This is a genomic window from Brevundimonas sp. SL161, assembly GCF_049896985.1.
Taxonomy (GTDB): Bacteria; Pseudomonadota; Alphaproteobacteria; order Caulobacterales; family Caulobacteraceae; genus Brevundimonas.
Window position 1 is genome coordinate 93,052 of sequence record NZ_JAFCVJ010000001.1, and the last position, 18,861, is coordinate 111,912.

The 18,861-nt window shown below is 68.6% G+C and carries 17 protein-coding genes; 10 read left to right on the plus strand and 7 right to left on the minus strand.

Annotation, left to right across the window (positions count from 1 at the left end; all coding sequences use genetic code 11):
* Window positions 1-59 precede the first annotated feature (59 nt).
* Genes ACP7AU_RS00470 through cydX form a run of 3 tightly spaced genes read left to right on the plus strand, consistent with a single transcriptional unit; the run spans window position 60 to window position 2,998 of the window.
* Window positions 60-1,667 (plus strand): cytochrome ubiquinol oxidase subunit I, encoded by a 1,608-nt coding sequence (locus ACP7AU_RS00470; protein ID WP_426036041.1) that lies wholly within the window; start codon window positions 60-62, stop codon window positions 1,665-1,667.
* A 25-nt stretch (window positions 1,668-1,692) separates the two neighbouring features.
* Entirely contained in the window at window positions 1,693-2,841 is a 1,149-nt protein-coding gene (gene cydB / locus ACP7AU_RS00475) for a cytochrome d ubiquinol oxidase subunit II (protein WP_426050185.1), read from the plus strand.
* Window positions 2,842-2,860: 19 nt separating this feature from the next.
* Window positions 2,861-2,998 carry a cytochrome bd-I oxidase subunit CydX gene (cydX, locus tag ACP7AU_RS00480; RefSeq protein WP_426050186.1) on the plus strand — a complete coding sequence of 46 codons (138 nt, stop codon included), beginning with the start codon at window positions 2,861-2,863 and terminating at the stop codon, window positions 2,996-2,998.
* Between the two features lie 126 nt (window positions 2,999-3,124).
* Here cydX and ACP7AU_RS00485 read toward each other — a convergent pair whose 3' ends face one another.
* The 6 genes from ACP7AU_RS00485 to cysG are packed head-to-tail and all read right to left on the minus strand — an operon-like array spanning window position 3,125 to window position 9,298.
* The gene (locus tag ACP7AU_RS00485; RefSeq protein WP_426035122.1) at window positions 3,125-3,901 is read right to left on the minus strand and encodes a sulfite exporter TauE/SafE family protein; all 777 of its coding nucleotides are present in this window, start codon (window positions 3,899-3,901) and stop codon (window positions 3,125-3,127) included.
* Complete coding sequence (locus ACP7AU_RS00490) at window positions 3,901-4,908, minus strand: cysteine synthase A (RefSeq protein WP_426050187.1); 1,008 nt, start codon at window positions 4,906-4,908, stop codon at window positions 3,901-3,903. Before ACP7AU_RS00490 ends, ACP7AU_RS00485 begins: the two co-directional genes overlap by 1 nt.
* A 35-nt stretch (window positions 4,909-4,943) precedes the next feature.
* Window positions 4,944-6,017, minus strand: a complete 1,074-nt coding sequence (locus tag ACP7AU_RS00495) for a phosphoadenylyl-sulfate reductase (protein WP_426050188.1) — start codon at window positions 6,015-6,017, stop codon at window positions 4,944-4,946.
* Window positions 6,004-7,671 carry a nitrite/sulfite reductase gene (locus tag ACP7AU_RS00500; RefSeq protein WP_426035127.1) on the minus strand — a complete coding sequence of 556 codons (1,668 nt, stop codon included), beginning with the start codon at window positions 7,669-7,671 and terminating at the stop codon, window positions 6,004-6,006. The genes ACP7AU_RS00495 and ACP7AU_RS00500 overlap by 14 nt, the downstream gene beginning before the upstream one ends.
* Entirely contained in the window at window positions 7,671-7,940 is a 270-nt protein-coding gene (locus tag ACP7AU_RS00505; protein WP_426035129.1) for a DUF2849 domain-containing protein, read from the minus strand. Before ACP7AU_RS00505 ends, ACP7AU_RS00500 begins: the two co-directional genes overlap by 1 nt.
* Complete coding sequence (cysG, locus tag ACP7AU_RS00510; protein WP_426050189.1) at window positions 7,937-9,298, minus strand: siroheme synthase CysG; 1,362 nt, start codon at window positions 9,296-9,298, stop codon at window positions 7,937-7,939. The genes ACP7AU_RS00505 and cysG overlap by 4 nt, the downstream gene beginning before the upstream one ends.
* A 112-nt stretch (window positions 9,299-9,410) precedes the next feature.
* On the opposite strand from cysG, the gene gcvA reads away from it, so the two are divergent.
* The 4 genes from gcvA to cysC all read left to right on the plus strand — a co-directional run bounded on the left by gcvA (window position 9,411) and on the right by cysC (window position 14,208).
* Window positions 9,411-10,340, plus strand: a complete 930-nt coding sequence (gene gcvA, locus ACP7AU_RS00515; RefSeq protein ID WP_426050190.1) for a transcriptional regulator GcvA — start codon at window positions 9,411-9,413, stop codon at window positions 10,338-10,340.
* Window positions 10,341-10,440: 100 nt separating this feature from the next.
* The gene (locus ACP7AU_RS00520) at window positions 10,441-11,259 is read left to right on the plus strand and encodes a ferredoxin--NADP reductase (RefSeq protein WP_426050191.1); all 819 of its coding nucleotides are present in this window, start codon (window positions 10,441-10,443) and stop codon (window positions 11,257-11,259) included.
* 91 nt (window positions 11,260-11,350) lie between these two features.
* Complete coding sequence (gene cysD / locus ACP7AU_RS00525) at window positions 11,351-12,316, plus strand: sulfate adenylyltransferase subunit CysD (protein ID WP_426050192.1); 966 nt, start codon at window positions 11,351-11,353, stop codon at window positions 12,314-12,316.
* Window positions 12,316-14,208, plus strand: coding sequence for an adenylyl-sulfate kinase (cysC, locus tag ACP7AU_RS00530; RefSeq protein ID WP_426050193.1), 1,893 nt, complete (start codon window positions 12,316-12,318; stop codon window positions 14,206-14,208). Before cysD ends, cysC begins: the two co-directional genes overlap by 1 nt.
* A 42-nt stretch (window positions 14,209-14,250) precedes the next feature.
* On the opposite strand, the gene ACP7AU_RS00535 is transcribed toward cysC, so the two are convergent.
* The gene (locus ACP7AU_RS00535) at window positions 14,251-15,144 is read right to left on the minus strand and encodes a LysR family transcriptional regulator (protein WP_426035141.1); all 894 of its coding nucleotides are present in this window, start codon (window positions 15,142-15,144) and stop codon (window positions 14,251-14,253) included.
* Window positions 15,145-15,272: 128 nt separating this feature from the next.
* Here ACP7AU_RS00535 and ACP7AU_RS00540 point away from each other — a divergent pair, with 128 nt between their 5' ends.
* From ACP7AU_RS00540 to ACP7AU_RS00550, 3 genes are all read left to right on the plus strand, one after another.
* Window positions 15,273-16,328: an NAD(P)-dependent alcohol dehydrogenase gene (locus ACP7AU_RS00540; protein ID WP_426035143.1), complete on the plus strand. Its 1,056-nt coding sequence runs from the start codon at window positions 15,273-15,275 to the stop codon at window positions 16,326-16,328.
* Between the two features lie 134 nt (window positions 16,329-16,462).
* On the plus strand, window positions 16,463-16,804 hold the full coding sequence (locus ACP7AU_RS00545; protein ID WP_426050194.1) for a BlaI/MecI/CopY family transcriptional regulator: 342 nt from the start codon (window positions 16,463-16,465) through the stop codon (window positions 16,802-16,804).
* Window positions 16,801-18,663 (plus strand): M56 family metallopeptidase, encoded by a 1,863-nt coding sequence (locus ACP7AU_RS00550; RefSeq protein ID WP_426050195.1) that lies wholly within the window; start codon window positions 16,801-16,803, stop codon window positions 18,661-18,663. Before ACP7AU_RS00545 ends, ACP7AU_RS00550 begins: the two co-directional genes overlap by 4 nt.
* The last annotated feature ends 198 nt before the right edge of the window (window positions 18,664-18,861 follow it).

The following is an 18,861-nucleotide window of genomic DNA, read 5'->3' on the forward strand; positions in this document are numbered from 1 at the left end:
TACGGTCGTAGGCGAAGGTTTGTCGGCCATCGGGCCGGCGCTGCGGAGCCTGCCCCATGATTGACCTTGCGGTCGTTGACCTTTCGCGGCTGCAGTTCGCGTTGACGGCTCTGTATCACTTCCTGTTCGTGCCGCTGACGATCGGCCTGTCGTTCATGCTGGTCATCATGGAGAGCATCTATGTGATGACCCGCCGACCGATCTGGCGGAGCATCACCCGGTTCTGGGGTCTGTTGTTCGGGATCAATTTCGCGCTGGGCGTGGCGACCGGGATCACCATGGAATTCCAGTTCGGGATGAACTGGTCCTACTTCTCCCACTACGTCGGCGACATCTTCGGAGCGCCGCTGGCCATCGAGGGTCTGATGGCCTTCTTCCTGGAAGCGACCTTCGTCGGGCTGATGTTCTTCGGCTGGGACAAGCTCAGCCGGGTCGGGCACCTGTTCGTCACTTTCATGGTGGCGCTGGGCACCAATCTGTCGGCGCTGTGGATCCTGATCGCCAATGGCTGGATGCAGAACCCCGTCGGCGCGACCTTCAATCCCGACACGATGCGGATGGAGGTCTCGGACTTCATGGCCGTGCTGTTCAACCCGGTGGCCCAGGCCAAGTTCGTTCACACGGTCAGCGCCGGCTACGTCATCGCTGCGGTCTTCGTCCTGGGCATATCGGCCTTCTACCTGCTGAAGGGTCGCCACAGGGGATTCGCCAAACGCTCGATGACCGTCGCGGCGGCCTTCGGCCTGGCGGCCTCTCTCTCGGTCGTCGTTCTGGGAGACGAGAGCGGCTATGCCCTGACCGACAACCAGAAAATGAAGCTGGCGGCCCTTGAGGCCATGTGGCGCACCGAGCCGGCGCCCGCCGGCCTGACCGCCTTCGGCATTCCCAGCCTCGAAGACCGCGAGACCCACTATGAGGTCAAGATTCCCTATGTGCTCGGCCTCATCTCCACCCGCAGCATCGACACGCCGGTTGAAGGCATTCTCGAACTGGTCGCGATCGCCCAGACCCGCATCGAATCCGGTGTCCTGGCCTATGACGCCCTGGAGCGGATCAAGGCCGACCCGACCGACGTCGGCGCGCGTGGCGACTTCGAACTCAACCGCCGCGACCTCGGCTATTCGCTGCTGCTGAAACGCTATGTCGCCGACCCCCGTGACGCCACGCCGGATCAGGTGGTCCTCGCCGCCTGGAGCACAGTGCCCAATGTGCCGGTGATGTTCTGGTCGTTCCGGATCATGGCCGGGATCGGGTTCCTGATGATCGGTCTGTTCGCCACCGCCTTTGTGCTCTGCACCCTGCGCAAGCATGAGACGCGCTGGTTCCTGTGGCTGGCCGTACTGGCCATCCCGTTGCCGTGGATATCGACCGAACTGGGCTGGATTCTTGCCGAGGTCGGACGACAGCCCTGGGCCGTCGAGGGGGTGCTGCCGACCTTCCTGGGAGCCTCCAGCCTCAGCGTGCCTCAACTGTGGGCCACCATCATCGGCTTCACCGTTCTCTACGGCGCGCTGGCGGTGGTCGAGGTCGGGCTGATCCTGAAGACGATCAAGAAGGGGCCGTTCGCCGAGATCGACCTGTTCGGTCTGGACGTCGCACCTGCGACGCCAGACCCGACCGACGGACCGGACCGTCCTGCTCCGACGCCTGCGCCCACCGTCGCCTGACTATCGAATCCCAAGGATATCCGAGATGGAACTGCCCCTCGACTACGCCAGCCTCCGCCTGATCTGGTGGGGCCTCATGGGCGTGCTGCTGATCGCCTTCGCCCTGACCGACGGGTTCGACCTGGGCGTCGGCGCCCTGCTGCCGTTCGTGGCGAAGACGGACGAGGAGCGCCGCATGGTGATCAACACCGTCGGCGCGACCTGGGAAGGCAACCAGGTGTGGTTCATCCTGGGCGGCGGCGCGATCTTCGCCGCCTGGCCCTTCGTCTATGCCGTCAGCTTCTCGGGCTTCTATCTGGCCATGTTCCTGGTGCTGTCGGCGCTGATCCTGCGGCCGGTCGCGTTCAAATATCGCTCCAAGCGCCCCGACAGACGCTGGCGCGCATTCTGGGACTGGGCGCTGTTCGTCGGCGGGTTCGTGCCGGCGCTGGTCTTCGGCGTCGCGGTCGGCAACGTCCTCCTGGGCGCGCCCTTCCGCCTGGATGGCGATCTGCGGTCCTTCTACGAGGGCAGTCTGCTGGGGCTGTTCACGCCGTTCAGCCTGCTGTGCGGCCTGCTCTCGGTCGCCATGCTCGTGCTTCACGGCGCGGCCTGGCTAGGCCTCAAGGCGGAGCGGGGGCCCGTTCAGGCGCGGGCCCGAGTGTTCGGCACGATCGCCGGCGTGGCAAGTCTGGTCCTGTTCGTCGGTGGCGGCCTGTTCGTCGCCTTCGGTGACCTGGGCTTCCGCATCGTGGGCCTGATCGATCCCTCGGGCATGTCCAATCCGCTGCGCACTGCGGTCGTGGCCGCGCCGGGCGCCTGGCTCGACAACTACACGGCCGCGCCTTGGACGATCGCTGCGCCCATGCTCGGTCTTCTGGGGACGGTTGTGGCGCTCGCGGGCCTCTGGCGGCGGTCCGAGCCGCTGGCCTTCGGCGGCTCGTCTCTGGGAACAGTCGGCATCATCTCGACCGTCGGCCTGTCGATGTTCCCCTTCATCCTGCCCAGTTCGATCGATCCCGGCTCAAGCCTGACCGTCTGGAACGCGTCCTCAACCCATCTGACGCTGTTCATCATGCTGGGCGTGACCCTCGTCTTCCTGCCCCTGATCCTGCTCTACACGGCCTGGGTCTACCGGGTGCTGTGGGGGCGGAGCAGCTCGACCGAGTTCAACACCAACCCCGACCTCTACTGATCGCTGAAGGACAGACACCATGTGGTATTTCGCCTGGATACTCGGCGTCGGACTGGCCGTCGCTTTCGGCGTGCTGAATGGCGTCTGGCACGAATTCCACCTGTTCGACGAGGGTGATCTCGGCCTGTCGGAACCGGATCGGGACGGGGGCGACTGATGAGTCGAGCTGGAGTGGGGGACGGCTTCTGGTGGATGTCCACGCCTGGCTCAGGACAACCTGTTGAGGCTCCACAGCTGGATGTGACGGCTCGGGTCGCTGTCGGTCCTGCTCCCCCGACGAGGCTCAGCGGCTGAGCAGAGGCCCCACCAGCTGGACGCCCGCGAGCACCAGGATCAGCAGGCCGATCAACCAGGCGAAGGGCCGCACAGGCAGGACGCGGGAGATGAGGGCGGCCAAGGGCGCGGCGATGACGCCGCCGACGATCAGGCCGGCGACCGAGGTCCCGTACTGTCTCAGCCCGTCGATGTCCTCCCAATGCCCCGTGACCAGGGCGACGAGGAAGGTGGTCGAGACGGCCGCTGCGACCACGGCCTCGGCGGCGTTGCCTGTGCCGACGGCCTGACGCGGCGGTTCGCCGACGCTCACCAGGGTGGTCGTCACTGTCGGCCCCCAGCCTCCGCCGCCGAGCGCGTCCAGAAAGCCGCCCACCAGGCCGAGTGGAACGGCGCCCTTGATCGGCGCATGTCGAAGCCGGATCTCCCGGGTGGCGCGCACCAGGATGATCACCCCCATCAGCGCGAGCCATCCCAGCACCCAGGGCTTGATCAGGGCGCCGTCGACCGACGTCAGGAAGACGCCGCCGACCACGCCGCCGATCATGCCTCCGACGGCGAGGGGCCAGAACAGCGACCAGCGGATATTGCCATGGGCGAGATGGGACAGGCCGGACGCGGTTCCGGTGAATACCTTGGCCGCGTGCACGCTGGCCGAGGCGATGGCCGGCGGCGTGCCCAGGCTGAGCAGCAGGGTCGAGGAAATGACGCCGAACGCCATGCCGAGCGCCCCGTCAACGATCTGGGCCGCGAAGCCGACGGCTGCGAACAGCAGGAACTCTTCCATCAGCCTGGCGTCAGCCAGTCCGGCACGGGCAGGCCGCGCGCCGACAGATACTCGACGTTGAACAGACGCGAGGCGTATCGCGTGCCGGGGTCGCACAGCAGGGTGACGATGGTCTTGCCAGGGCCGAGTTCCCGGGCCAGCCGCACCGCGCCGACAAGGTTGACCCCGCTCGATCCCCCCAGCGAGAGGCCTTCCTCCCGAACCAGATCGAAGAGGACCGGCAGGAACTCGGCGTCCTCGACGCGGAACGCGTGGTCCGGCGTGAAGCCTTCGAGGTTGCCGGTGATCCGGCCTAACCCGATACCCTCGGTGATCGAGGACCCTTCGGACTTCATCTCGCCGCGGGTGAACCAGCTGTAGAGCGAGGCGCCGGCCGGGTCGGCGAGGGCGGTCTGGATGCCCGGATTGCGTTCCTTAAGGAAGCCGCCCACCCCCGCCAGGGTGCCGCCGGACCCGACGACGCTGACGAAACCGTCGATGCGACCCTGGGTCTCCTCCCAGATCTCCGGCCCGGTCCCTTCGTAGTGGGAGAGGCGGTTGGAGAGGTTGTCGAACTGGTTGGCCCAGAAGGCGCCGTTGGGCCGTTCGGCGTCGAGTTCACGCGCCAGACGCGCCGAGTGATGGACGAAATGGCCGGGGCTCGAGAAGGGCGCTGCATCCACCTCGACCAGCCAGGCCCCGAGCGCCCGCAGCGCCAGCTTTTTTTCCTCCGACTGGGTGCGGGGCATGACGACCACGACCGGGTGATCGAGGGCGGCTCCGACGAGGCTCAGACCGATCCCGGTGTTGCCGGCGGTGCCCTCGACAATGGTCCCGCCCGGACGCAGTTCGCCGGACGCTCGTGCGCGCTGGATGATGGACAGGGCGGCGCGGTCCTTGATCGACTGGCCGGGATTCAGGAACTCCGCCTTGCCCAGGATTTCGCACCCCGTCGCATCCGAGAGGCGGTTCAGGCGCAGAAGCGGGGTCTGGCCGATCAGGTCGATTACGGAACGTCGAAGCGTCAAGCGGGTCTCTCTGGAAACGGGGGAGGCGGGAAGGATCAGCCGACGGCCATCGTGCGGCGACCCAGATGTATACCGCATTCGGTCTTGGCGGCTCCGGACCAGCGGCCGAGGCGGCCGTCCTCGCCGGCCTTGACGACTGTGGTGCAGGGCCAGCAACCGATCGACCGGTAGCCCTGGTCGAAGAGCGGATGCCTCGGCAGGTCCTCGGCGTCGAACCAGGCCTCGACCTGTTCCTCCGACCAGTCGTGCAGCGGATTGACCCGGATGCGACCCTGGAAGAGTTCGAACGGCCGCAGGTCACGCCGGTCCAGGGTCTGGTGTCGCTTGCGGCCGGTGATCACGGCGTCGATGCCGGCCAGAGCCCGCTCGAGCGGACGCACCTTGCGCAGATCGCAGCAGGCGTCGGGGTCGGCGCGCCACAGGTCTTCGTCAGGGTCGAGGTCGCAGCGCTCGCCCGCGTCGGGCGTCACCAGCCGGACGTCGGTCAGGCCCAGACGCTCTGACAGGGCCTTTCTGTAGGCCGGGGTCTGCAGGAAATGCATGCCGGTATCGAGGAAGATGACCGGAATCGACGGATCGATGCGAGCGGCCAGCGACAGCAACACGCCGGCCTCGGCGCCGAACGACGACAGGATCGCGGGCCTCAACCCGAGCGACGGATCCAGCGCCGCGCAAAGAATATCCTCCGCGTTGCCGTCCTGCGTGTCGCGATTGAGCCGCTTGACCACGGCCTCGGGCGTCTCCCGTGCGAGGGTCCGGTGCCGCCAGATCGGCGCCGCGTCGTCCTCTGCGAGCTGGTAGGTCGCGCTGAAGGCGGCATCCATCCGCCTCCACGCCTCGATGTCGGCGCCGGGGCCCAGCACCACGCCGTCGAAGCCGGAGCGGCGCAGGTGACGAGCCTGGTCGGGAATGAGCCGCCCCTCTGCGATCAATCGTCCGCGATAGCCGCGCTCGCGCAGGACCGCCGCGAGGGAGAAGCCTCGCCCATCGCGAAAGGCGTCGAATTCCAGAACCAGAACCCCGGCGTCCCGCGCCGCCGCCTCGACCTCTTCCAACGGAGTCGTCACGGGCAGCCGCGCGCCCTCGGGCGCCGTATCAAGCCACTGCATTGAACGCCCCATAGATGGCGTCGCGGAACGGATCAGCGCCCAGGCGACGAACGGTCTGCAGGAAGGTCTCGCCCTCGCGCCGCACCTCGAGATAGCGATCCAGAGCCCGTCCGACCGCCGGCGCGACCTCGTCGGCGGCCAGGCTCCGGCCGACGATCTCGCCCAGCGCCGCCTGCTCGTCCGCCGAACCGCCGATGGTGATCTGGTAGTATTCCTCGCCCTTCCGGTCGACGCCGAGCACGCCGATGTGGCCGACATGGTGGTGGCCGCAGGCGTTGATGCAGCCGCTCATATTGACCCGGATTGGACCCAGCCGTTCCTGATAGTCGAGGTCGGCGAGCTGTTCGGACAGGGCCTGGGCGACCGGGATCGACCGGGCATTGGCCAGGCTGCAATAGTCCAGCCCGGGGCAGGCGATGATGTCCGTCACCAGGTCCGCGTTCGGGGTCGCCAGACCGGCTTCGGCCAGCCGCCGCCAGATCTCCGGCGTGTCGTCCAGACGGACATGGGGCAGGACCAGGTTCTGCTCGTAGGCCGCCCGCACCTCGTCGAAGGAAAAGCGCTCGGCGAGATCCGCGACCAGGTCCATCTGGTCGGCTGTGATGTCGCCCGGAACCCCGCCCTGCGGCTTCAGTGAGATGATGAGGGTCGCATAGCCCGGCTGGCGATGGCGTCGGACATTGTTGCGCGCGAAACGGGCGAAGTCGGGATCGGCGAGACTCGCCCGGTCGAAGGCCCCGCTGGTCCTCGGCAGGTCGGCGAATGGCGGCGGGGCGAAATAGGCGCGGATGCGGGCGACCTCCTCGTCGGGGATCCGCAGGTCCTCGCGCCTCAGGGTGGCGAAGTGGCGCTCGACCTCCTCGCGGAAGGCGTCGATGCCGAGCGAGGCCACCAGGATCTTGATCCGCGCCTTGTGGATGTTGTCACGGCGACCCAGCAGGTTCCAGGCGCGGAGAATGGCGGTCAGATAGGCCAGCAGGTCGCGGGCCGGCACCGCCGGCGCGATCTCCTGCGCGATGTGGGGGATCCGTCCCTGGCCGCCGCCGACGAAGACCCGGAAGGCCGCCGCTCCATCCTCGCCCCGGGCCAGCTGCAGGCCGACGTCGTGGGTGCGCATGGCGGCCCGGTCCTTCGGCGCCGCGATCACCGCGATCTTGAACTTGCGTGGGAGGAACGAGAATTCGGGGTGGATGGTCGACCACTGGCGCAGGATCTCGCACCACGGGCGGGGATCCTCGATCTCGTCGTCCGCGCAACCGGCAAACACGTCCGTCGTCACGTTGCGGATGCAGTTCCCCGACGTCTGGATGGCGTGCATCTCGACCTCGGCCAGCTCCGACAGGATCGCGGGGACGTCACTGAGCGCCGGCCAATTGTACTGGATGTTGGTGCGGGTCGTGAAATGGCCGTAGCCCTTGTCGTAGACGCGCGCGATGCGGGCCAGGCGTCGCATCTGGCCGCTGTTCATGGTCCCGTAGGGCACCGCGACGCGCAGCATATAGGCGTGGAGCTGCAGATAGACGCCGTTCATCAGGCGCAACGGCTTGAACTCGTCCTCAGTCAGGCCGCCCGACACCCGGCGCGAAACCTGGTCGCGGAACTCTTCGATCCGCTCGCGGACCACGGCTGTGTCGAACTCGTCGTACCGGTACATCAGAGCCGCTCCAGACTGTTGCCGACGGTGGGGCCCTGCGAGCGGATCTGCTCCTTGAACCGGTCGCGGCCCGAGGGACGGCCGTCGTCGACCTCGACCAGGTAGGGGTTGACGAAGGTGGCGGGTCGGAGCGCTGCCTGTGACAGGGCGAGATCGGCGGCGTCGCCGTCGAACCGGCCCGCCTGGTCGAGCGTGCCTACAGGGTCTCCCGACGCGTCGGCGTAGATCACCCGGCCGTCTGACAGGCGGTTGGCGGTCACGATCTTCATGCCGCGACCTCCTGTTCTGTTGCGCTCGATCGGGCCCAGGCCGCGACCTCGCCGACGATCAGCAGCGCCGGGCTGATGACCTTCTCGCGGGCCACCAGACGGGCGAGACCGTCGAGTCGGCCTGTCAGGACGCGCTGATCGGGACGGGATCCGTTCTCGATCACCGCGACCGGCGTGTCCGGCGCCCGGCCAGCCGCGATCAGACCCGCCTGCACCGCCGCCGCGCCCGCGACGCCCATATAGACGGCGAGCGTGTGGTTGGGGACCGCGAGGGAGGTCCAGTCGGGCCCGGCCCCGCCGGGCCGGGTCTCGGCGGTCACAAAACTCACGGCCTGCGCCTGGTCGCGATGAGTCAGCGGAATGCCCGCCGCCGCCGCGCATCCCAGGGCGGCGGTTATGCCGGGCACGACGATGACGTCGATTCCGGCGGCCCGCACGGCCTCCAGCTCCTCGCCGCCGCGGCCGAACACGAAGGGGTCGCCGCCCTTCAGGCGGACCACACGGTGCCCGGCCTTCGCCTCCGCGATCATCAGTTCAGCGATCTGCTCCTGCGGAACGGAGTGCTCGCCGCGTCTCTTGCCGACGTAGATCCGGCGCGCGTCGCGGCGCGCGCGGTCCAGGACGGCGGGCGGCGCCAGCCGGTCATGGATGATGAGGTCGGCGTCCTGAAGCGCGCGCAGCGCCTTGAGCGTCAGCAGTTCGGGATCGCCCGGTCCGGCCCCGACCAGATGCACGACGCCCTTCGGCTGTTCGGGACGGTTCAGCAGCCGCAGCATCTCGCGACGCGCCTCCGCCGTTCGACCTTCGACGGCCAGATCCCGGGGCGCGCCGCGGAATGCGGCCTCCCAGAACCGACGCCGGGCCATGAAGTCAGGCAGGGTCGCCATCACCGTCTCGCGCAGGCCTTCGGCAAGGCGGGCGAGGCGGTCCAGCCCCTGGGGCAGGGCCGCCTCGACCCGCGCGCGCACCTCGCGGGCCAGGACCGGTGCGACACCCCCGGTGGCGATCCCGACCACCACCCCGTCCCGGTCTATCAGGGCGGGGGTGTGGAAATCGCTCAACCCAGGTTGATCGACGACATTGACCTGGGCGCCGGACGTCCGACCCAGTCCGGCGAAGAAGGCCGACTGGGTCGGGTCGGGGAGGGCGATGAAGACCAGCCTGGCGCCGCAGAGATCTTCCGCCTCAGGCCAGCGCGTGATCCACGCCTCGTCAGGCTCGGCGGCCGGTCCTGCGAACCAGCGCAGTTTCGCCCCGGACCCGTCGAACAGGCGCGCCTTGGCGGCGGCGGCGTCGCCCGCGCCAATCACGACGATGGAGGTTCCCGGCAAGGGAATGGAGGCGAGGAAAACGCGCATCGGATCATTTCACGGCGCTCTGACGGCCGAGCTTCTGTCCCAGCCCTAGGTCCGGCGACGATGACCAACAAACGATATTGTCTTTGTCGTCCTATTAGGTTTTCTATCAGCGATGGCCCGAACCCTTTTGCCCCTGAACGCCCTGCGCGTCTTTGAGAGCGCCGCAAGGCACCTGAGCTTCTCGCGCGCGGCGGAGGAGCTGGCGGTGACCCCCGGCGCCGTCAGCCAGCAGATCCGGCAGCTCGAGGAGATCATTCGCGCCCCGCTGTTCAAGCGCGAGGCCAGGGGGTTGCAGCTGACCGACCTGGGCCGGTCGTCGGCGCCGCTGGTGGCCGAGGGGCTGGACCGGCTGCGCGACGTCTCGGCCCTCATGCGGGAGCCGCCCCGTCGTCGCCAGGTCTCGATCAGCGTCGCGCCGTCGTTTGCGTCCAAATGGCTGATGCCCCGCATGGACGACTTCCACGCCCTCCATCCCGAGATCGAGGTCTGGGTGTCGGCGGACATGGAGCCGGTCGCCTTCGATCAGGGCCAGGTCGATCTGGCGATCCGTTATGGTCCCGGCCACTACCCGGGGCATGCGAGCGAACGGCTGCTGATCGAGAGCGTCCTGCCGGTCTGTGCGCCGTCGTTGATGCAGTCGCTGAATGCGATCCGCAGCCCGGCGGACCTGGTCCATCATGTGCTGCTGCACGACATGTCGGGGGACGGGGACCCCGGGCGACCCGACTGGCCGATGTGGCTGATGGCGCGCGGTGTTCGGCATGCCGACGCGCGACGGGGCTCGCGCTTCAACCAGTCCGCCATGCTGATCGAGGCGGCGGTCGCGGGCCGCGGCGTCGCCCTGGCCAAGCGCACCCTGGCCCAGGCGGATCTGGCGGCCGGGCGGCTGGTCGCGCCCTTCCACGACGGCGGGGCGGTCGTCGGTTTCGCCTATCATGTGGTGCACCCGAAGGACCGGCCGCTGTCGCCCAGCGCCAGGGCCTTCACCGACTGGATGAGGAAACAGGCGGCCTTCCACGACACCAGCCTGGACCAGCTCTAGGGGCGGGGTCGCAGTTTTTCTGCCTCACGGCGGCAGAAGAAGTCGTTCGCGCTCCGGCGACGCCGTCTCCTATGGGCGAGGTCCTGCCTGAAGGATCGCCATGACCGACACCCTTGCGCCCGCCCGTCCCGCCGCCGCTTCCGCCTGGCATGAGCCCGGCATCCTGTGGACCCGGCGCTGGACCGACCGGCTGTTCAGCTTCGCGGTCGAGCGACCGGAGAGCTTCCGGTTTCGCTCCGGCGAGTTCGTCATGCTCGGCCTCCCGGCCGAGGACGGAACGGGCAAGCCGACGCTGAGGGCCTATTCGATCGCCAGCCCGGGCTGGGCGGACGCGCTCGAGTTTTTCTCCATCCAGGTTCCCGCCGGCCCCCTGACCTCGCGGCTCGGACGGCTGGCCGCCGGAGACAGGATCCTGCTGGGCCGCAAGCCGACCGGCACCCTGGTGCTGGACGCCCTGACCCCTGGCCGGCGACTGTTCCTGATCGCCAGCGGGACAGGTCTGGCGCCCTGGTTGAGCGTGCTGCGCGAGCCGGAAGCCTGGGCGCGGTTCGACCAGATCGTCGTGACCCACACCGTTCGACAGGTGCAGGACCTGGCCTACCGAACCTTCCTGGCGCGCGACATATTCGACGATCCCCTGGTCGGCGACCTCGCCCGGGGGCGGCTGTTCTACTATCCGACCGTCACGCGCGAACCGTTCGAGCGGCCGGGACGGATCACGAGACGAATCGAGGATGGCGCCCTGTTCTCCGATCTGGGCCTCGACCCCGGCTTTGCCCCCGCAACCGATCGCGCCATGTTGTGTGGATCGACGGCCATGATCCGGGATGTGTCGGCCCTGCTTGAGCGGGCGGGGCTGACGGAGGGCTCCAACGCGGCGCCCGGGGACTACGTCCTCGAACGGGCCTTCGTCGGATGATGGGTAAGAAAAACTATCGGCCTCACCGAGATCAAATCGTTCGACCCAGGCCGCACCGGTGGGGTTTGACTGGGGCATCCACGAGGCTTCCATGACCCTTGCCGCACCCCTCATTCTTCCGACCCCCACGTCATCCGCGCCCCTGGCGCCGATCGGACGGCTATCGCCCCACCTCAGGCGTCTGGAGGCCGAGGCGATCGAGATCTTCCGCGAGGTCGCCGCCACCGCACGCAACCCGGTGATGCTGTATTCGATCGGCAAGGACTCCGGCGTCCTGCTGCACCTCGCCGCCAAGGCCTTCTATCCCGCTCCGCCTCCGTTCCCGCTGCTCCACATCGACACGACCTGGAAGTTCCGCGACATGATCCGGCATCGGGATACGGTCGCCGAAACCTATGGCGTCCGCCTGATGGTCCACATCAATCGGGCCGGCGTGGAGCGTGGCGTCAGCCCCGTCGCCTCGGGATCGTCGCTGCATACCCAGGTCATGAAGACGGATGCGCTCAAACAGGCGCTGGACCTGCACGGCTTCGACGTCGCCTTCGGCGGAGCCCGGCGCGACGAGGAGAAAAGCCGGGCCAAGGAGCGGATCTTCTCTGTGCGTGGTCCCGGCCACACCTGGGATCCGCGCCGCCAGAAGCCCGAGCTGTGGAAGCTCTGGAACTCGGCCCTCCAGCCCGGAGAATCCCTGCGGGTGTTTCCCCTGTCGAACTGGACCGAGCTCGATGTCTGGGAATACACGCGGATCGAGGCCATCCCGGTGGTCCCCCTCTATTTCTCCGCCCTGCGGCCGGTCGTCGAGCGCAACGGCGCCCTGATCGTGCGCGACGACGAGCGTCTGCCGCTGCAGGCCGGCGAGGTTCCGCAGCGACGCCGTGTGCGCTTCCGTTCGCTCGGCTGCTACCCGCTCTCGGCCGCCGTGGAGTCGGACGCCGCCGACATCGACTCCGTCATCGCGGAACTCCGCTCCAGCCGGTCCTCCGAGCGCCAGGGCCGGCTGATCGATGCCGACGAGACCGCCTCGATGGAGCGCAAGAAGCGCGAGGGCTATTTCTGATGGACGGCGAAGTCGTACCCTTGTCCCGGATCGTTCCCGTTCCCGACCCCGTTCCCGATCTGGCGGGGCGCGATCACCTGCGGTTCCTGACCTGCGGTTCGGTCGATGACGGCAAGTCTACCCTGATCGGCCGCCTCCTGTATGACACCGGCCAGATCGCGGACGACCAGCTCGCCGCGCTTGAGCGCGACAGCCGCCGCTTCGGCACGGCGGGCGACGGTCTGGATTTCGCCCTGCTGCTGGACGGGCTCGAGGCCGAGCGCGAACAGGGCATCACCATCGACGTGGCCCATCGCTATTTCTCGACGGCCCGCCGCAACTTCATCGTCGCCGACACCCCCGGCCATGAGCAGTATACCCGCAACATGGCGACCGGCGCGTCCGGGTGCGACGCGGCCGTCATCCTGGTCGATGCGTCGCGGGGCGTCACGGCCCAGACCGAGCGTCACAGCCGTATCGTCTCCCTGTTCGGGATCCGCCACGTCATCCTGGCGGTGAACAAGATCGACCGGGTCGACTACGATCCCTCGGTCTTCGAAACCATCGCCTCCGCCTACGCCGCCTTCGCGGCGGGTCTCGCCTTCCGGTCCGTCACCGCCGTCCCGATCAGCGCGCGTCTGGGGGATAATGTTGTCCGCCGCGCATCCCGGCTGTCGTGGTTCGAGGGGCCGACCCTGATCGAGGCGCTCGAGAGCCTGCCGGTCGAGGACAACCGCCTGTCGCGGCCGTTCCGCTTCCTCGTCCAGTACGTCAATCGCCCCGACCACAGCTTCCGCGGCTATGCCGGAACGGTGGCGTCGGGCCGCGTCCGCGCCGGCGACCAGATCGTGGTCAGTCCGTCCGGCAAGACGGCGACCGTCTCGCGCATCGTGACCTGGGAGGGGGACCGGACCTCGGCCGAGGCCGGCGACGCGGTGACCCTTGTACTCAAGGAGGAGGTCGATGTGGCGCGCGGCGACGTCCTGGCCCTGCCTCATGCCCGGCCGACCTCGGCGGACCGGTTCTCGGCCAGTTTGCTGTGGATGGACGACCAGGCCTTCACCCCCAACCGCGCCTACAGGATCCGCATCGGAGGCCGGACCTCGCCGGTGAAGATCGCATTGGCGGAGGCCGAGGCCGGCCATGCAGCGGGTCTGAGCCTGAACGAGATCGCCGCCGCCGAACTGACGCTGCCGTCGCCGGTTGCCTTCGATCCGTTCACGGACGATCCGGCCATGGGCGGCCTTACCCTGATCGACAGGGAAACCGGCGCCGTCGCGGCGGCGGGCGTGGCCCGGGCCGCCCTGGGTCGGGCGAGGCACATCTATCCGACCGCCGAGGCGGTCTCGAGGCGTGACCGGTCGCGCCTGAACGGCCACGAGGGCGGCGCCATCTGGCTCACGGGTCTGCCCGGTGCAGGCAAGTCGACCCTGGCCACGGCCCTGGAGCGCAAACTCCACGGACGGAGCATAAGGACGGTCCTGCTAGACGGCGACAATCTGCGCCACGGCCTGAACCGGGACCTCGGCTTCTCGCCGGAGGACCGGGCCGAGAACGTGCGCCGGGCGGGCGAAGTGGCGCGTCTGTTCGCGGAAGGCGGCGTGATCAGTCTCTGCGCCTTCGTCTCGCCCAGCGAAACGGCGCGCCAGGCCGTCCGTGACCGTCTGCCCGCGAACGGCTTCCTTGAAATCTTCGTCGACGCCCCTCTGGACACCTGCCGCGCGCGCGACCCCAAGGGCCTGTATGCCCGGGCCGATGCCGGCGTCATCGCCGACCTGACCGGCGTCGGTTCGTCCTACGAGCCGCCGTCCGACCCCGACCTGGTCCTCGATACGCTCGCGCTCACCCCCGACACGGCCGCCGAGCGGATCATCGCCCTGCTCGAAGACCGTCGCTGGATTCCCGCCCCCTGATCTGAACGGCGGCTTCTCCTCGGCGGATGATCGGTTCTCGGGTCATTGGCGATAGCGCAGGGCCTCGATGAGGACGGTGAAGGCCGGCGTCGGCTGGCGTCGGCTGGGATAGTAGAGGTGGTAGCCCGGGAAGGGCGGGGACCAGTCCTCCAGCACCCTTATCAGCCGGCCGTCGGCGACCTCCGCCCAGACCTGATCCTCCATCACGATGGACAGTCCGAGGCCGGACAGCGCCCCCTGAACCATCAGGTTCATGTCGTTGACGATCAGGGGGCCGTCGACGCGGACGTTCAGCGGTCGGCCGTCCTTCTCGAACTCCCAGACATAGAGGCCGCCACGCGTCGGCAGGCGCAGGTTGATGCAGACGTGAGCCGTCAGGTCGTGCGGGGTCTGCGGGACCGGTCGCCCGGAGAAATAGGCGGGCGAGCCGACGACCACCATTCGCATGTCCGGCCCGATCGGCACGGCGATCATGTCGTCGGCGAGGTGTTCGCCCAACCGCACGCCCGCGTCGAACCGTCCTTCTGCCAGATCGACCATGCGGTAGTCGGTGGCGATCTCCACGGTGATGTCCGGATAGGACGGCAGCAGCCGCTGAAGCGCCGGCCACAGCACCGTATGGGCGGCATGCTCGCCCGATGTGATGCGGATGGTTCCGGCGGGCCGGTCACGCAATTCGCTGAGGGCGTCGATGCGGGCGTTGATGGTGTCGAAGGCCGGGCGCAGCGTCTCGACCAGCCGCTCGCCTGCCTCGGTCGGGGCGACGCTGCGGGTCGTGCGCAGCAGCAGACGAAGGCCCAGACGGGCTTCAAGCCGTCGGATCGTATGGCTGAGCGCCGACTGCGACAGGCCCAGCCGCCCCGCAGCCCGGGTGAAGCTGCGCTCTTCGGCCACGGCCAGGAAGGCGGCGAGATCGCCGAGTTCGTCCCGCTTCATTGATGATCTCCATTCATAGGATCATGCCGATTATAGCGGGTAATCGGGCGGTCAGTCGCGGCCTATCCTTGAACCATCCACGGGTCGGCCATGCGCCGACGCCGCGCCAGCCGTTCAAGGATCGCCCCATGAAGACCATCGGATACGCCGCCCATTCGACCACGACCCCTCTGGCCCCGTGGGAGTTCGATCGACGCGAGCTGCGCGCGAACGACGTCGCCATGGAGATCCTGTACAGCGGCGTCTGCCACTCCGACCTGCACCAGGCCCGCAACGACTGGGGCTTCTCGTCCTATCCGATCGTGCCGGGCCACGAGATCATCGGCGTCGTCACCGCTGTCGGCCCCGAGGTCACGAAGTTCAAGGAGGGCGATCGCGTCGGCGTCGGTTGTATGGTCGACAGCTGCCAGCATTGCGACCAGTGCGACAAGGGCGAGGAGCAGCTCTGCCGCCACGGCAACACCCAGACCTACAACGGCAAGGACCGGGTGACCGGAGAGCCGACCTACGGCGGCTATTCCAAGCACCTTGTGGTGCGCGAGGAGTTCGTCCTGTCGGTGCCGGACGCGCTCGACATCGCCAAGGCCGCGCCCCTGCTGTGCGCCGGCATTACCACCTGGTCGCCGCTGAAGACCTGGGGCGTCAAGGCAGGCACCCGTGTCGGCGTCATCGGCCTGGGCGGTCTCGGCCACATGGCGGTCAAGCTGGCCGCCGGCCTCGGCGCCCATGTCGTCGTCCTCAGCCGCTCGGCCGACAAGGAGGCGGATGCGAAGGAACTGGGCGCGCATGAACTGCTGGTCTCGTCCGACAAGGCGGCGATGAAGGCGGCGGCGAACAGCCTGGACCTGATCATCGACACCGTGCCGGTAAAGCACGACCTCAACCCCTATATGCCGCTGCTCGACATCGACGGCACCCTGGTCATCGTCGGCCAGCTGGGTCCGATGGAAGAGATGTCGACCCTTCCGCTGCTGATGGCTCGCCGTCGCGTCTCGGGTTCGCCCATCGGCGGCATCCGCGAGACCCAGGAGATGCTCGATTTCTGCGCCGAGAAGAACATCCATCCCGACGTCGAGATGATCCGGATGGACGAGATCAACCACGCCTTCGATCGGATGGAAAAGTCCGACGTCCGCTATCGCTTCGTTATCGACATGGCTTCGCTGGACGCCCCGGCCGCCTGATCGACGTCTGTCCAAGTCTTCATTTCGCCGCCCCAATCCCGCCCCAATCCGCTACATATGTAACGCTACAAATGTAGCGGACCGGATCGGGAGAGGGTGCGATGATCGAAGGCTTGCCGAGGCGGGAGCGAGAGGTGTTCGAACTCCTCTGTCGCCTCGATGTCGCGACCGCCGCCGCCGTGCGCGCGGCCATGCCCGATACATTGAGCGACTCCGCCGTTCGAACCCTGCTGAAGCGACTGGAAGATCGCGGGCTGGTATCGCGGGCGGCGGGCGGGGACGGGTTCGACTATCGGCCCGTACCCCGCACTGAGACCGTCGCCGCCGGCGCCCTGAAGCGGATGGTCGACACCTTCTTCGCCGGCTCCGCCGCCAGCGCCGCCACCGCCCTGCTTGGCATGGGCGAACCGCTGAAGCCGACCGAAATCGCGGCCCTGGAAAAGCTTCTCGACGCGGCGCGGGAGCGCGAGCAATGAGCGCCGCCCTTCTGGTCGCCCTGCTGGCCAAGTCGTCGGTCGTCGCCGGCCTGGGTCTGGCCCTGTCCCATCTCGTTGCGCGCCGTGCCGTCGACCGGGTCGATGTGCTTCGCGCCACGGTCTGCATCCTGCTGGCACTGCCGGTGCTGATGACCTTCGGCCCGGCGCTGAACTTCGCCCTGCTCCCCGTGCCTGCCCAGGCCGCCACGCCGCTCGCCCTGTGGAGCGGCGACCTGCATCCGGTCGAGGGGGTCACCGTCTCCGGCGCCCTCTTGCTGCCGTCGCTGGGACAGACCCTGGCCCTGGCCTGGACCATCGGGGCCCTGATCGTCGCCGGCCGGTTCGCGGCCGGGGTCTGGACCCTCTCGCGCTGGACCGGGGCCGGCAAGCCCGTGAAGTCCGAGGTCTGGACCGAGGCCCTGCGGACGCTCGCGCCTGCCGCCCGTCCCCTGCTGAGATCCAGCGACCGGATCGCCAGCCCGCTGAGCTGGGGCCTGCCGCCCGGCGCCGTCCTGATCGACCCCGCAACCCTGTCCCGGCCCCAGACGGCCGCCGCCGTCATGGCCCATGAGATGGCCCACATCCGTCGTCGCGACTGGCTCTTCCTGGTCCTGTCGCGGCTGGCCCTGGCCCTGCTCTGGTTCAATCCCCTGATCTGGATGCTGCATCGCAGTCTGATCGAACGCTCCGAGGAGGCGGCCGACGCCGTCGCCGTCGGACAGGTGGATCGTCACGCCTATGCCCGCGCCCTGATCGGCCTCGCCGCCGCCCCGGATCCACAAACCACGTCTTTGGCCGCAACCGCGATGGCGGGCGACGGCCGCTCCCTGAAACGAAGGATCGCAACCCTGATGACCGACAAGTCCCCCGCACGTCGCCCGGCCGTCATCCTGACCGCCGTCGCCGTACTGACCGCCGTGGCCACCCCCATCGCCGCTCTGGAGCTGCATTCGCGGAGCCCCAAGACGACCCAGGCCGCCTCAGCCGCCGTCGCGGCCGCTTCCACCATCGCCCAGGCTGCCGCGCCGAGGACGGACGCCGCTCCGGCCGTTGAAACGCCTCGCGGCTTCTTCAATCTCGCGGCCTTCGGGTTCGCCCCGCCGGCCCCGCCCGCACCGCCCGCACCTCCGGCTCCGCCCGCGATGGTCGCACCGCCGGCGCCTCCGGCTCCGCCCGCGCCCTTCCGCATGATCGCGCCACCGGCGCCGCCTTTGCCGCCCGTTCCGCCGGCCCCGCCCAGCCAGAACGGCCAGCATGTCTTCAGCTACAACGGCCGTAGCTGGGAGGAACTGACGCCGGAAGAACGCCAGTACGTCGAAGAAGCCCGCCAGGCCGCCGTCGAGGCCCGACAGGCAGCGATGGAGGCCCGTGCCCACGCCACCGAGCAACGCGCCTTCGCTGAAGACGCCCGCACTCGCGCCGAGGCCGACCGCAGCCACGCCGCCGTTATGCGCGCCCACGCCGAATCCGTCCGCATCGCCGGCGACCACGCCCGCGCCGCCGGCGAACAGGCCCGCCAGATCGGTCTGACCCACGCCGCCGAGGGTCGCCGCTCCGCCGAACGCGCCCGGGCCCAGGCCCGTGTCGCCATGGCAGGCGCCCGCGAGGCCCGCGCCAACGCCCGCGTCAACATGCGGATGGGCGTCGAGAACCTGCGTCGCGGCGCCGAGCAGCTGAGACAGGAGAGCCGCCGTCTGGAGGATCCGGCCTACCGCGCCCGACAGATCCGCGAGAACGCGGCGCGCGGCAACACGGTCACCGATGCCGAGCTACAGGCTGCCGGCCGCAGGATGCCCGGTCAGGCGGCGGACATGGAACGTCGTGCCACTGAGCCGGCCGCCCGCGCCAATGACGCCTGAGCCAAGGGGTGGGCGGTCGGGCTGGACCCGGCCGCCCGCTCTCGCTACGCCGACAGCGGTGGTCTAGGGAGGGATGCATGGAAAGAGTGACGTGAAAGGAAATAATTCCTCACGCGGTCTTGTGCTCTCGTGACCCGGTCACCAGCTTGCCCGAACGGTCTTTGAAACGTCCAAACGGTGCAAGCTGGTCGACCGATC

Coding starts and splice junctions, on each gene's coding strand:
- gcvA (WP_426050190.1), top strand. CDS start 9,411: ATGGCCCGAACCCTTTTGCCCCTGAACGCCCTGCGCGTCTTTGAGAGC.
- cydX (WP_426050186.1), top strand. CDS start 2,861: ATGTGGTATTTCGCCTGGATACTCGGCGTCGGACTGGCCGTCGCTTTC.
- ACP7AU_RS00485 (WP_426035122.1), bottom strand. CDS start 3,901: ATGGAAGAGTTCCTGCTGTTCGCAGCCGTCGGCTTCGCGGCCCAGATC.
- ACP7AU_RS00495 (WP_426050188.1), bottom strand. CDS start 6,017: ATGCAGTGGCTTGATACGGCGCCCGAGGGCGCGCGGCTGCCCGTGACG.
- ACP7AU_RS00540 (WP_426035143.1), top strand. CDS start 15,273: ATGAAGACCATCGGATACGCCGCCCATTCGACCACGACCCCTCTGGCC.
- ACP7AU_RS00535 (WP_426035141.1), bottom strand. CDS start 15,144: ATGAAGCGGGACGAACTCGGCGATCTCGCCGCCTTCCTGGCCGTGGCC.
- ACP7AU_RS00500 (WP_426035127.1), bottom strand. CDS start 7,671: ATGTACCGGTACGACGAGTTCGACACAGCCGTGGTCCGCGAGCGGATC.
- cysC (WP_426050193.1), top strand. CDS start 12,316: ATGGACGGCGAAGTCGTACCCTTGTCCCGGATCGTTCCCGTTCCCGAC.
- ACP7AU_RS00505 (WP_426035129.1), bottom strand. CDS start 7,940: ATGAAGATCGTGACCGCCAACCGCCTGTCAGACGGCCGGGTGATCTAC.
- cysG (WP_426050189.1), bottom strand. CDS start 9,298: ATGCGCGTTTTCCTCGCCTCCATTCCCTTGCCGGGAACCTCCATCGTC.
- cysD (WP_426050192.1), top strand. CDS start 11,351: ATGACCCTTGCCGCACCCCTCATTCTTCCGACCCCCACGTCATCCGCG.
- ACP7AU_RS00550 (WP_426050195.1), top strand. CDS start 16,801: ATGAGCGCCGCCCTTCTGGTCGCCCTGCTGGCCAAGTCGTCGGTCGTC.
- cydB (WP_426050185.1), top strand. CDS start 1,693: ATGGAACTGCCCCTCGACTACGCCAGCCTCCGCCTGATCTGGTGGGGC.
- ACP7AU_RS00520 (WP_426050191.1), top strand. CDS start 10,441: ATGACCGACACCCTTGCGCCCGCCCGTCCCGCCGCCGCTTCCGCCTGG.